At 74.3% G+C, this 13,483-nt stretch carries 9 protein-coding genes; 8 read left to right on the forward strand and 1 reads right to left on the reverse strand.

Translation table 11 applies throughout. The features are described 5' to 3' along the window. Positions 1 to 31 precede the first annotated feature (31 nt). Positions 32 to 400 (forward strand): VOC family protein, encoded by a 369-nt coding sequence (locus tag ACFOYX_RS22335; protein WP_322441649.1) that lies wholly within the window; start codon positions 32 to 34, stop codon positions 398 to 400. A 36-nt stretch (positions 401 to 436) separates the two neighbouring features. Continuing rightward, positions 437 to 1,450 (forward strand): ADP-ribosylglycohydrolase family protein, encoded by a 1,014-nt coding sequence (locus ACFOYX_RS22340; RefSeq protein WP_322441648.1) that lies wholly within the window; start codon positions 437 to 439, stop codon positions 1,448 to 1,450. Positions 1,451 to 1,517: 67 nt separating this feature from the next. Here the strand turns inward: ACFOYX_RS22340 and ACFOYX_RS22345 are convergent, their stop codons facing one another. After that, positions 1,518 to 2,144 carry a type II toxin-antitoxin system PemK/MazF family toxin gene (locus ACFOYX_RS22345; RefSeq protein WP_322441647.1) on the reverse strand — a complete coding sequence of 209 codons (627 nt, stop codon included), beginning with the start codon at positions 2,142 to 2,144 and terminating at the stop codon, positions 1,518 to 1,520. Positions 2,145 to 2,308: 164 nt separating this feature from the next. On the opposite strand from ACFOYX_RS22345, the gene ligA reads away from it, so the two are divergent. The 6 genes from ligA (at position 2,309) to ACFOYX_RS22375 (ending at position 13,139) form a co-directional block, all read left to right on the forward strand. Then, positions 2,309 to 4,444 carry an NAD-dependent DNA ligase LigA gene (gene ligA, locus ACFOYX_RS22350; protein WP_322441646.1) on the forward strand — a complete coding sequence of 712 codons (2,136 nt, stop codon included), beginning with the start codon at positions 2,309 to 2,311 and terminating at the stop codon, positions 4,442 to 4,444. A 153-nt stretch (positions 4,445 to 4,597) separates the two neighbouring features. After that, positions 4,598 to 7,222: an EAL domain-containing protein gene (locus ACFOYX_RS22355; protein WP_322441645.1), complete on the forward strand. Its 2,625-nt coding sequence runs from the start codon at positions 4,598 to 4,600 to the stop codon at positions 7,220 to 7,222. 147 nt (positions 7,223 to 7,369) lie between these two features. After that, positions 7,370 to 7,675 (forward strand): Asp-tRNA(Asn)/Glu-tRNA(Gln) amidotransferase subunit GatC, encoded by a 306-nt coding sequence (gene gatC / locus ACFOYX_RS22360; protein WP_109800464.1) that lies wholly within the window; start codon positions 7,370 to 7,372, stop codon positions 7,673 to 7,675. Continuing rightward, the gene (gatA, locus tag ACFOYX_RS22365; protein ID WP_322441644.1) at positions 7,672 to 9,147 is read left to right on the forward strand and encodes an Asp-tRNA(Asn)/Glu-tRNA(Gln) amidotransferase subunit GatA; all 1,476 of its coding nucleotides are present in this window, start codon (positions 7,672 to 7,674) and stop codon (positions 9,145 to 9,147) included. Before gatC ends, gatA begins: the two co-directional genes overlap by 4 nt. A gap of 13 nt (positions 9,148 to 9,160) precedes the next feature. Next, positions 9,161 to 10,660: an Asp-tRNA(Asn)/Glu-tRNA(Gln) amidotransferase subunit GatB gene (gene gatB / locus ACFOYX_RS22370; protein WP_109800462.1), complete on the forward strand. Its 1,500-nt coding sequence runs from the start codon at positions 9,161 to 9,163 to the stop codon at positions 10,658 to 10,660. A 121-nt stretch (positions 10,661 to 10,781) separates the two neighbouring features. Then, positions 10,782 to 13,139 (forward strand): pyruvate dehydrogenase, encoded by a 2,358-nt coding sequence (locus tag ACFOYX_RS22375; protein ID WP_322441643.1) that lies wholly within the window; start codon positions 10,782 to 10,784, stop codon positions 13,137 to 13,139. Positions 13,140 to 13,483: the final 344 nt, after the last annotated feature.

Genomic DNA, 13,483 nt, shown 5'->3' on the forward strand with positions numbered 1-13,483 from the left:
TCCGTCGTACCTGTGGGGCAGGATGACCGCCATGATTGGACAGCTGCGTTCCGTGGTGATCGACTGCCCCGACCCGCGGGCCCTGGCCGGCTTCTACGCCGAGCTGCTCGGCCTGCCGCTGATCGAGGACAACTCCGACGGTGACGACTGGGTGGTGCTCGGCGGCCCGCCCGGTCACCTGCCGAGGCTCGCCTTCCAGCGGGCGCCCGGCCTGCGCGCGCCGGCCTGGCCCGACCCGGAGCGGCCCCAGCAGTTCCACCTCGACGTCACCGTCGACGACATCGAGACCGCCGAGAAGGCGGCGCTGGCCCTGGGCGCCCGGCTACTGCCGGGCGAGGGGGAGGGCTTCCGGGTGTACGCCGACCCGGCCGGGCACCCGTTCTGCCTCTGCTGGGACTGACCCCCGCCGACCTGGCGGGGCTTGCGGGCACGGGGCATGATCGCCACCGTGATCGACACCTCGCTCCGCCGGGCCTCCGGCTCGCTCTTCGGTCTGGCCTACGGCGACGCCCTGGGCAAGCCGACCGAGTTCCTCACCGTCGCCGAGATCGAGCGCCGGTACGGCCCGGCCGGCCCTCGCGAGCTGGCCGGTGACCCGGCGCTGGTCACCGACGACACCCAGATGGCCCTCGCCGTGGCGTGGGCGCTGCACGACGCGCCCGCGTTCACCGCGGAGGCGGTCGAGCCGTTGCTGCGGCGGCACTTCCTGGCTTGGGCGGCCAGTCCGGACAACAACCGCGCACCCGGAATGACCTGCCTGCGGGCCTGCGCCGAGCTGGCCCGGGGCACCCGCTGGCAGGAGGCGACGGTGGCCGACTCGAAGGGCTGCGGCGCGAACATGCGGGTCACCCCGATCGGCCTCCTCGACGTCGACCTGGACACGCTCGCCGGGCTGGCCCAGCTCCAGGCCGGCCTGACCCACGGTCACCCCACCGGCCTGGCGGCCAGCGAGCTGACCGCGTACGCGGTCCGACTGCTGCGCGACGGCGCCGCGCCGGCCGACCTGCCCGGGCTGCTGACCGCCCGGGCCCGTGCGCAGGCGTCGGTCTACCGGGCCGACTGGCTCGGCGACCTCTGGCAGCGTCCGGGGGTGGCGACGCCGGCGGAGTTCATCGCCCGGGGCTGGGACGAGTGCCTGGGCGCCCTCGCGCGCCTCGACGCCGCGCTGGCCGCACCGGACGACGGCGGTGACCCGTGCCGGCAGACCGGCGAAGGGTGGATCGCCGAGGAGGCGCTCGCCACCGCGCTGCTCTGCGCCATCCGGCACGCCGACGACCCGGTGGGCGCGCTGGCCCGCGGCGCCACCACCGCCGGTGACTCCGACTCGATCGCGGCCCTGGCCGGCGCCTTCGTCGGCGCGGCCCACGGCATGGCCGCCTGGCCCGCCGACTGGTCCACCCGAATCGAGTACGCCGACCAGCTCACCACCCTCGCCACCCCGCACGACTGACCCCACCCAGCGCCCACCCCGGCCCGTGCCCGGCTCGGGCCCCTGCCCGGCCAGGGCCGGGGCGGGGTCAGGGGGTCAGGTGGGGGAGGCGGCGGATCTGGCGCCAGAGGGTCTGGTCGCAGGTGCCGGCCCGGTCCTCGAAGGCGGTGACGGGGACGCGGATGGGCTCGCTGACGTCGAGGAAGCTGTCGTGGTCGGCGTCGGCGTCCCAGCCCCGGGTCGGGATGCGGACGTGGTCGTCGCGGTCCGACTTGTCCTGACTGGTGATCTTGAGGACGTCGGCGCCCCGGTCGTCGGCGCGCAGCACCAGGCAGGGGCGCACCTTCGAGCCCGTGCCGTCCGCGTACGGCACGTCGGCCCACCAGATCTCGCCGGCGCGCGGCGCGCCGGCCGGCCGCCGGTCCCCGCGTGGCCGGGGCGGGGCGGTGGTCCCACCCCGGGACTGCTCGGCGCCCCGGGGGCGGGTGCCGGCCCCGCCGGACCGGGTGCCGCCGCGACCGGGACGGGTGCCGGTCCGGCCGCTGTCCCCCGGGCCGGGCGGGCGCCCGGCGGTCCGGTGGCGCCACTCGCTCCACAGCCAGCCGGCCACGACGGCCAGCACGATCGCGGCCGCCCACAGCGCCCACTCCGGCATCCGCCCCTGCCTCTCGCCCTCCGGCGGGCGCGCCTCGCCGCCGTCCGGCGATCCTCGCACGCCCCCGGCCGCTCCGCCGGTCGGCGCGGCGGGGGTGCGGGCGGGGCGCGGCGGGGCCGGCGAACCTGGTCAGGGCGGGTGGCGGGACGGTTGTCCGACCCGACCGCTACCGTGCGGGGGAAGCACGATCACGGGAGGTCGACGCGGTGTCCGAAGGCGGCAGGGTGTCCGAGGAAGCGGTTCCCCAGCAGGTCAGCCCCGCGCAGGAGGCGGCGGCGGGCGCCGAGCCGACCCCGGAGGCGCGGGAGCGGCACGCGACGCTGAGCCAGGAGCTCACCGAGCACCAGTATCGCTACTACGTCCTCGACGCGCCGACCATCTCCGACGCCGAGTTCGACAAGCAGCTGCGCGAGCTGGAGGCGCTGGAGGCGGAGTTCCCCGCGCTGCGCACCCCCGACTCGCCGACCCAGCGGGTGGGCGGCACCTTCTCCACGGAGTTCACCCCGGTCACCCACGCCGAGCGGATGCTCTCGCTGGACAACGCCTTCGCCGACGAGGAGCTGGCCGCCTGGGCCGAGCGGGTCGAGCGGGACGCCGGCGGTCCGGTGCCGTACCTCTGCGAGCTGAAGGTCGACGGCCTGGCCATCAACCTGACCTACGAGAAGGGCCGGCTGGTCCGCGCCGCCACCCGGGGCGACGGGCGCATCGGCGAGGACGTCACCGCCAATGTGCGCAGCATCAGGGACGTACCGGCGAAGCTGACCGCCTCCGACGATTTCCCGGAGGTGCCCGAGTTCCTGGAGGTGCGCGGCGAGATCTACTTCCCGCTCGCCGCGTTCGCCGACCTGAACGCCGGCCTGGTCGAGCAGGGCAAGGCTCCGTTCGCCAACCCGCGCAACGCCGCCGCCGGCAGCCTGCGGCAGAAGGACCCGCGGATCACCGCCTCCCGGCCGCTGCGCCTGGTGGTGCACGGCATCGGCGCCCGCAGGGGGTTCCAGCCGGCCGCGCAGTCCGAGTCGTACGCGGCGCTGAAGGCGTGGGGGCTGCCGACCAGCGACCGCTGGCGGGTGGTGCCCGACCTGGCCGCCGTCGCGGAATACATCGCCTACTACGCCGAGCACCGGCACGACGTCGAGCACGAGATCGACGGCGTGGTGGTCAAGGTCGACCCGGTCTCCATCCAGGGCCGCCTCGGCTCGACCAGCCGCGCGCCGCGCTGGGCGATCGCCTTCAAGTACCCGCCCGAGGAGGTGACCACCAAGCTGCTCGACATCGACGTCAACGTCGGGCGGACCGGCCGGGTCACCCCGTTCGCCGTGCTGGAGCCGGTGCGGGTGGCCGGGTCCACGGTCGCCCTGGCGACCCTGCACAACGCCCGTGAGGTCGAGCGCAAGGGAGTGCTGATCGGCGACACCGTGGTGCTGCGCAAGGCCGGCGACGTCATCCCCGAGGTGCTCGGCCCCGTGGTCGACCTGCGGCCCGCCGACGCCCGGCCGTTCGTCATGCCCACCACCTGCCCGGCCTGCGGCACGCCGCTCGCCCCGGCGAAGGAGGGCGACGTCGACATCCGCTGCCCCAACACCCGCAGCTGCCCGGCGCAGCTGCGCGAGCGGGTCTTCCACCTGGCCGGCCGGGGCGCATTCGACATCGAGGTGCTCGGTTACAAGGGCGCCGCGGCCCTGCTCGACGCACAGATCATCGCCGACGAGGGTGACCTGTTCGCCCTCGACGCCGAACAGCTCGCCCGCTCGCCCTTCTTCGTCAACAAGGACGGCAGCCTGGGCAGCAACGCCGTCAAGCTGCTGGACAACCTGGCCGAGGCCAAGCAGCGGGACCTGTGGCGGGTGCTGGTCGCGCTTTCCATCCGGCACGTCGGTCCGACCGCGGCGCAGGCGCTCGCCCGGCACTTCCGCTCGATGGACGCCATCGAGGCGGCCACCGAGGAGGAGCTGTCCTCGGTGGACGGTGTCGGGCCGATCATCGCCGCCAGCATCAAGGAGTGGTTCGCCGTCGACTGGCACCGCGAGGTGGTGCGCAAGTGGGCCGAGGCGGGCGTACGGATGGCCGAGGAGGCGGTGGACGAGGGGCCGCGGCCGCTGGAGGGGCTCACCGTGGTGGTGACCGGCACTCTCGCCGGGTTCAGCCGGGACCAGGCGTCCGAGGCGATCCAGAGCCGGGGCGGCAAGGTGACCGGCTCGGTCTCCAAGAAGACCAGCTTCGTGGTGGTCGGGGACAACCCCGGCTCCAAGGCGGACAAGGCCGTCAGCCTCAAGCTGCCCGTCCTCGACGAGGAGGGCTTCCGGGTGCTGCTGGAGTCCGGCCCGGACGCCGCCCGGGGCGTCGCCCGCACCGAGGAGTGACGCCGCGGGTCGGGGCGGGGTCTGCGCGTATTCCAACTTAATTACGACTACGACCGATTCGTGACTGTCATGTCGGGGAAACCGGGACCGAGGGCGTTTCATTGGTGCACGGCGTGTGAGCGGAGCACGCCACGGCCGATCCCGGGAGGTGCGATGGAGGCCGCCGATCCGCGCAACTCCGTTCCGCCCGGACGCGTGGCGCCGTTCTTCGGCTTCGTCGCCGCGGTGTTCGCCCTGGCCGTGCTGATCTCGGCCGGGTCACTGGCCGGCCTGCCCGATCGGCTGCACCGGATGCCGGCGGCGTTCTGGACCATGGCGGCGCTCGCCGTCGCCTGCGACGCGCGTCCCTTCGTCCCGCCCGGCCGGAGGCAGACCTCCGCCGTCTTCCCGTCGACCTGCTTCAGCTTCGCCATCCTGCTCGGTTGGGGGCTCGGTCCAGCGGTCGCCGTGCAGGCGGTGGCGGTCGCCGTGTCCGGCTGGCGGCTCGGGTATGCGCCGTGGCGCACCGCCTTCAACGCCGCCCAGTACGCCTGCGCCCTCGGCGCCGCGTACTGGGTCACCCGGCTCGGCCCGGGCGCCATCTTCGACGGCGGCCGGCTGCACTGGACCGACGTCGGGGCCGTCGGCGGGGCCGCCGTCGCCTGGTTCGCGGTCAACTACGGGCTGGTCACCAGCGCTATCCGGCTGCGCTTCGGCGACGGCTGGTGGCCCAGCGTCCGGCTCGGCCTGGCGTACGAGCTGCTCTCCACCGGTTCGCTGCTGCTGCTCGCCCCGGTGCTGGTCGCCGCCGCCCGGGCCAGCGCGGCGCTGATCCCGCTGGTGCTGGTGCCGCTCTTCGCGGTCTACCGGATGGCCCGGCTCGCCGCCGAGCAGGAGCAGCTCGCCGCGCTCGACCCGCTCACCGGGCTGCCCAACCGCAAGGCGCTGCTGGCCGAGGTGGCCGAGCAGGTGCACCTGCACGCGGAGCGGGCCGCCCGGGGGGCGCCGGACGCGCACCTCGCCCTGCTGCTCATCGACCTGGACCGGTTCAAGCACGTCAACGACGCCCTCGGGCACGCGGTGGGGGACCGGCTGCTGGTCGAGGTCAGCGCCCGGCTCACCGACGTGGTACGCGACGGCGACCTGGTCGCCCGGCTCGGCGGGGACGAGTTCGCCATCGTGGTCCCGGCGCTGACCGGCACCGACGAGGCCCGGGCGCTGGCCGACCGGGTGGTCGGCGCGCTCGCCGAGCCGGTGTCCCTGGACGGCCTGCCACTGGACGTCGGCGGCTCGATCGGCATCGCCATCTTCCCCGAGCACGGCGAGGACTTCGCCACCCTGATGCGCCACGCCGACGTGGCGATGTACGACGCCAAGCACCGCAACGACACGATCGCCGTGTACGCCGCCGAGTCCGACCACAACTCGGCGGAGCGGCTGAGCCTCCTGGCCGACCTGCGTCGCGTACTCGAAGCGGGGCCGGCGGTGCCCGATCCGGCCGGGGCGCGTGGCGGCGACGGCGCCGTGCTCTCGGCCGGCGCGGCGCTGCCACCCGCGGTAGACGGGCACGCGGCCGGCGGCCCGCGCGGCGGCGCGGAGCCGGGGCGGTGGCGCTTCCGGCGCCGGCGGGAGCGGCCGGAGATCCGGCACGACGACGAGCTGATCAACCAGATCGTCACCGGCGCGGACCCGATCCGCCGCCGGGCGGCCCGGTCGGCCGCCGCGGAGGCGGCCGTCAACGGCGTGCCCGCCGACGTGCCCACCGCCGGTCCGGCGTTCACCGGTCCGGTCTCCACGGCGCCGACGGACGCCGCGCCGACGGACGCCGCGCCGAGGGACGCCGGGCTGAGGGACGCCGGGCTGAGGGACGCCGGGCCGAGGGACGCCGGGCCGAGGGACGCCGCGCCGAGGGACGCCGGGCCGGCGGGGGCCGCGCCGACGGGGGTCGGGCCGAGGGACAGCGCGGACGCCGGACGGGTGCGCGCGGCGCCCGGGCGGGACGCGGATCCGGCCGGCGACCCGGGCGAGATCACCATGTACTACCAGCCGCAGATCGCCATCGCCACCGGGGAGGTCGTCGGGGTCGAGGCGCTGCTGCGCTGGCGCCACCCCCGACGCGGCATGGTCGATCCGGGGGAGCTGATCCAGGTCGCCGAGCAGAGCGCGGTGATGCGGCTGCTCACCCGGCGGGTGGTGGACGACGTGGTCGAGCAGCTGGCCAAGTGGTCGGCGGCGGGGATCATCCTCCGCGCCGCGCTCAACGTCAGCGTCCGCGACCTGCACACCGGGGAGATCGCCGACCAGATCGCCGACCGGCTGGCCCGCTACGGGGTACGCCCGGACCGGCTGCAGGTGGAGATCACCGAGGGGGCGCTGATGGCGGATCCCCGACGGGTCCTGGCCAGCATCTCCCAGCTGCACCGGATCGGGGTGGGCATCGCGCTGGACGACTTCGGCACCGGCTACTCGTCGCTGCAGCACCTGCGCCGGCTGCCGCTGTCGGAGGTGAAGGTGGACCGGTCGTTCGTGCTGGGGATGGCCGACGACCCCGACGACGCCGCGATCGTCCGCTCGATGATCGAGCTGGCCGGGGCGCTGGGGCTCCGGGTGGTGGCCGAGGGCGTGGAGGACGAGCGGACCTGGCGGCTGCTCCACGCGGCCGGCTGCGACGTGGCCCAGGGCTGGTTCCACGCCCGGCCGATGCCGGCCGAGGAGTTGGCCGCCTGGCTGGCCCGGTACCGGCCGGTGCGCCCGGCGGTGACGGCGGACGCGCAGGTGCCCCGCCGGCCGACCAGGTGACGCCCCGGCGGGCGGGTGGAGGGGGAGTCGGAGGCGTCGGTGCGAGCGCAGGACAATAGACTCGCTCCGGTCACCGCGCGTCATCTCCACCTCGACCGCGCGGCCGGCACACGCAGACGCAGCAGGACAGCCACGAAGGGGGCACCGATGGCCGCCATCTCCCGCGAGGAGGTCGCGCACCTGGCGCGACTGTCGCGGCTCGCCGTCACGGAGGAGGAGCTGGACACCTTCGCCGGCCAGCTCGACGTGATCCTCCAGTCGGTCGCCCAGGTCGGCGAGGTCGCCGCGGCGGACATCCCGCCGACCTCCCACTCGGTGCCGCTGACCAACGTGCTCCGCGAGGACGTGGTGACGCCGTGCCTGACCCCGGAGGAGGCGCTGTCCGGCGCGCCCGACGTCGACCAGCAGCGGTTCCGCGTTCCGCGGATCCTGGACGAGGATGTGGCTTCATGAGCGAGTTGATCAAGCTCACCGCGACGGAGATCGCCGGGCTGGTGGCGAAGGGCGAGACCTCTGCGGTCGAGGTGACGCAGGCCCACCTGGACCGGATCGCCGCCGTCGACGACCGGGTGCACGCGTTCCTGCACGTCGACAGCGAGGGCGCGCTGGCCGCGGCCCGCCGGGTGGACGAGCGCCGGGCCGGCGGCGAGGAGCTGGGCCCGCTGGCCGGCGTGCCGGTCGCGGTCAAGGACGTGCTGACCACCAAGGGCGTGCCGACCACCGTCGGGTCGAAGATCCTGGAGGGCTGGCGCCCGCCGTACGACTCGACGATCGTGCAGCGGCTGCGCGACGCCGGCACGGTGATGCTCGGCAAGACGAACATGGACGAGTTCGCGATGGGCTCCTCCACCGAATACTCCGCGTACGGCCCGACCCACAACCCGTGGGACCTGGACCGGATCCCGGGCGGCTCCGGTGGCGGCAGCGCCGCCGCGCTCGCCGCGTACGAGGCCCCGCTGTCGATCGGCTCGGACACCGGCGGCTCGATCCGCCAGCCCGGCGCGGTCACCGGCACCGTCGGCGCCAAGCCCACCTACGGCGGCACCTCCCGGTACGGCCTGGTGGCCTTCTCCTCGTCGCTGGACACCCCCGGCCCGTGTGCGCGTACGGTGCTCGACGCCGCGCTGCTGCACCAGGTGATCGGCGGCCACGACCCGCGCGACTCCACCTCCATCCCGCAGCCGGTGCCGGACGTGGTGGCCGCGGCGAAGCTCGGCGCGACCGGCGACCTGACCGGGGTGAAGCTCGGTGTGGTCACCGAGTTCACCGGCGAGGGCGCCGAGCCGGGCGTGATGGCCGCGTTCCGCGAGTCGGTGGACGCGCTGGCCAAGCTGGGCGCCGAGATCGTCGAGGTGTCCTGTCCGCACTTCCGCTACGCGCTGCCGGCGTACTACCTGATCGCGCCGAGCGAGTGCTCCTCCAACCTGGCCCGGTTCGACGGCGTGCGGTTCGGCCTGCGGGTCGGCGACGACGGCAACCGGTCGCTGGAGGAGGTCATGTCGCTGACCCGCGAGGCCGGCTTCGGCGCCGAGGTCAAGCGGCGCATCATCATCGGCACGTACGCGCTCTCCTCGGGCTACTACGACGCCTACTACGGGCAGGCGCAGAAGGTCCGCACCCTGATCACCCGGGACTTCACCGCCGCCTTCGAGCAGGTCGACGCGCTGATCTCGCCGACCACCCCGTTCGTGGCGTTCCCGATCGGGGCGCGCACCGCCGACCCGTACCAGATGTACCTGGCGGACCTCTTCACCATCCCGACCAACCTGTACGGCGGCCCGGGCATCTCGGTGCCCTGCGGCCTCTCCGACGGGCTCCCCGTCGGCCTCCAGGTGATGGCCCCGACGATGGCCGACGACCGGATGTACCGGGTCGCCGCCGCGCTGGAGTCCGTGGTCGGCACGTTCACCCCACCGGCGCTGTGAGGCAGGAGCTCAGATGACCACGACACTGCCCGCGTACGACGAGGTCGTCGCGCGCTACGAACCGGTGATCGGCCTGGAGACCCACGTCGAGCTGGGCACGAACACCAAGATGTTCTGCGGCTGCCCGACGGACTTCGGCGGCGAGCCGAACACCCGGGTCTGCCCGGTCTGCCTGGGCCTGCCCGGCTCGCTGCCGGTGGCCAACAAGGCGGCCATCGAGGCGACGATCCGGATCGGCCTGGCGCTGAACTGCTCGATCGCCGAGTGGAGCCGGTTCGCCCGGAAGAACTACTTCTACCCGGACATGCCGAAGGACTTCCAGATCAGCCAGTACGACGAGCCGCTGTGCTTCGACGGCTACCTGGACGTCGAGGTCAACGGCGAGCTGGTGCGGATCGGCATCGAGCGGGTGCACCTGGAGGAGGACACCGGCAAGACGCTGCACGTCGGTGGCGCCACCGGCCGCATCCACGGCGCGACCGAGTCGCTGGTCGACTACAACCGGGCCGGCATCCCGCTGGTGGAGATCGTCACCAAGCCGGTTCCCGGCACCGGCGCGCTGGCGCCGGAGGTGGCCCGGGCGTACGTGACCGAGCTGCGGGACGTGCTCCGCACGCTGGGCGTCTCCGACGTCCGGATGGAGGAGGGCTCGCTGCGCTGTGACGTCAACACCTCGCTGAACCTGCCGGGCGAGGAGTGGGGCACGCGCACCGAGACCAAGAACGTCAACTCGCTGCGGTCGGTCGAGCGCGCGGTCCGGTCGGAGATGCTGCGCCAGGCGTCGGTGCTGGACGCCGGCGGGAAGATCACCCAGGAGACCCGGCACTTCCACGAGGACACCGGCGACACCACGCCGGGCCGGTCCAAGGAGACCGCCACCGACTACCGGTACTTCCCGGAGCCGGACCTGGTGCCGCTCGCGCCGGACCCCGCCTGGGTGGCCGAGCTGAAGGCCGCCCTGCCGGAGCTGCCCCGGCTGCACCGCCGCCGGCTCCAGGAGCAGTGGGGCCTGTCCGACCTGGACATGCAGTCGGTGCTCAACGCCGGCGCGGTCGAGCTGATCGAGGCCACGGTCGCCGCCGGCGCCACCCCGGCCGCCGCCCGCAAGTGGTGGCTGGGGGAGCTGTCCCGGCGGGCCAACGAGACCGGCGTGGAACTGGCCGACGTCGGGGCCACCCCGGAGCAGGTCGCCGAGCTCCAGGGCCTGGTCGACGCCGGCAAGCTCAACGACAAGCTGGCCCGGACGGTGCTGGAGGGCGTGGTCGCCGGCGAGGGCTCGCCGACCGACGTCATGACCAACCGCAACCTGGAGGTCGTCTCCGACACCGGCGCGCTCACCGCCGCCGTGGACGAGGCGATCGCCGCGAACCCCGACGTCGCGGACAAGATCCGCAGCGGCAAGGTCGCGGCGGCCGGCGCGCTGGTCGGCGCGGTCATGAAGACCACCCGCGGCCAGGCCGACGCCAAGACCGTCCGCGAGCTGATCCTGGAGCGCCTCGGCGCCCAGGGCTGAGTCCCACCGGAGAAGGCCGCCGTCGCAACCCGGCGGCGGCCTTCCCGCTTCCCTCGAGTACGCGCGCGACCCGCGCCACCCCTCGCGAGGGCGTCATCGGCGACGCCCGGATGGAGTCACCGTGAACCAGCACGACCTCGACGTCCTCGACGAGATCCAGCGCCGGGTGCTCTGGCTCGCCACCCGCATCGTGGACGCCGCCAACCACGACCGGAACACCGGCGACGGGGTGAAGGTCGGCGGCCACCAGGCGTCCAGCGCCTCGCTGGTCACCGCGATGACCGCGCTCTGGTTCGCCCACCTGGACGCCGAGGACCGGGTCGCGGTCAAGCCGCACGCCTCCCCGGTCTTCCACGCCATCCAGTACCTGCTCGGCAACCTGGACCGGTCGTACCTGCCGAAGCTGCGGGCCCGCGGCGGGCTCCAGTCGTACCCGTCGCGCACCAAGGACCCCGACGCGGTGGACTTCTCCACCGGTTCGGTGGGTCTCGGTGCGGCCGCGCCGCTGTTCGCCGCGGTCACCCGCCGCTACGTCGACGCGCACTTCGGCGCCCGGCCGCACTCCCGGTTCGTGGCGCTGATCGGCGACGCCGAGCTGGACGAGGGGAACATCTGGGAGGCCGTCGCCGACCCGGCCACCACCGGCCTGGGCAACGTGATGTGGCTGGTCGACTTCAACCGGCAGTCCCTCGACCGGGTCGTCCCCGGCATCCGGATCAACCAGTGGCGGGGGCAGTTCGAGGCCGCCGGCTGGCACGTCGTGGAGGTCAAGTACGGCCGCAAGCTCGCCGAGGCGTACGCCCGGCCGGGCGGGGCGGCCCTGCGGGACTGGATCGACCGGATGCCGAACGAGCAGTACCAGTCGCTGTTCGGGCTGGCCGGGCCGGCACTGCGCAAGCAGTTCCTGGACGGCGCGCCGGTCGGCATCGACGAGTTCATCGCCGACATCTCCGACGACGAGCTGGGCCCGCTCGTCACCGACCTGGGCGGGCACGACCTGGAAGCGATGCTCGACGCGTACGCCCAGTGCGACGCGGTCATCGACCGGCCCAGCGTGGTCTTCGCGTACACGGTGAAGGGCTGGGGGCTGCCGATCGCCGGCAACCCGCGCAACCACTCGGCGCTGCTCACCACCGAGCAGGTCGACGCGCTGCGCGCCGCACAGGGCCTGACGCCGGAGACCGAGTGGGACCGCCTCGACCCGGCGTCCCCGGCCGGCATCCGGGCCGGCGAGCGTCGGGAGGCGCTGTCCCGCGCGCCCCGCGAGCGGGCGCTCGGGGTCACCGTCCCGGAAACCACGAAGGTACGCGCGAACAAGCCGGTCTCCACCCAGGAGGTCTTCGGGCGGGTGCTGGTGGACCTGGCCCGCGATCCCGCCGTGGCGCCCTACCTGGTGACCACCGCGCCGGACGTGGCCACCTCCACCAACCTCGCCGGGTTCATCAACAAGACCGGCGTCTTCGCCCCCACCGAGCAGCGCTCCTGGACCGAGGACCGGATGCTGCGCTGGACGGAGAGCCCGTCGGGCCAGCACATCGAGCTGGGCATCTCGGAGATGAACCTGTTCCTGCTGCTGGGCCAGCTCGGGCTGTCCTGGGACCTGTCGGGGCAGCCGCTGCTGCCGATCGGCACGGTCTACGACCCGTTCGTGTTGCGCGGCCTGGACGCGTTCCTCTACGGCACCTACTCCGGCTCCCGGTTCGTGGTGGCGGGCACCCCGTCCGGCATCACGCTGGCCCCGGAGGGCGGCGCCCACCAGTCCACCATCACCGCCTCGGTGGGCCTGGAACTGCCCGGGGTGACCTTCCTCGAACCCGCGTACGCGGGCAGCCTGGACTGGCTGCTCTGCGACGCGCTCGGCCAGATCGCCGGGGGAGCGGCGCCGGCCGCCACCGCCGCGCCGGCCGAGGACGGGGCGTACTACTTCCGGCTCAGCACCCGCCCGATCGACCAGGCGCCGTTCGAGGCCGCGCGGGCCCGGATCGGCGACGCGGTGCTGCGCCGGCAGGTGGTCGCCGGGGCGTACCGGCTGGTGGACGCGCACCAGGCGTACCCGCAGCTGGCGGACGCCCCGGTGGTGCAGCTCGCCGCCTCCGGCGCGGTGCTGCCGGAGGTCCTCGCGGCAGCCGCGGAGCTGGCGGAGGAGGGGGTGGCCGCGCACGTCGTGGACGTCACCTCGCTGGACCGGCTCTACCGGGCCTGGCAGCGGACGCTGCGGCAGGGCGTGCGAACGGCGACCGTGCCGAGCGTGCCGGGCGCGTTGCGGTCGGCGTTCGCGGACCGGGTGCCGGTGGTGACCGTGCACGACGCCGCCTCACACGCGATGGCCTGGCTCGGTTCGGCCGTCGGCGCCCCGGCGGTGCCGCTCGGGGTGGACGAGTTCGGCCAGTCCGGCAGCGTGCAGGAGCTGTACGAGCTGCACGACCTGCTGCCCGGCAGCGTCGTCAACGCCGCCCTGGCCGCCCTGTCGCTGCGCTGACCCGGCATCCGCCACCCGCCGGCCGCTCCTGGCGACCGCCGGGTGGCGCGGTGCGCCGCCGATCACCCGGCGTGACGGGTCCGCTCCGGCACGCAGGGTGACGGCAGGACGGGCACCGGCAATGCTCGCCCCGCCCTTTGCTCTGCTTACCTCACCGCAACACCAGCCCTGAGCTGGACGAGCTTCTGGCGGGCGGAACGACGCCCGGTGACCCGGCGTGACTGTTGCGTCCGTTGAAGCAGAGCAAAGGGCGTCGCGACCATGGGCGTGGGCCGGACAGGCCGGCGAGGAGAGTGACCGGGGCAAGGAGGTGCGGCAAGCGAGCCGCAGGGAGACCCCTGGCG

It is taken from the genome of Micromonospora sp. GCM10011541 (assembly GCF_042650725.1).
Classification (GTDB): domain Bacteria; phylum Actinomycetota; class Actinomycetes; order Mycobacteriales; family Micromonosporaceae; genus Micromonospora; species Micromonospora sicca.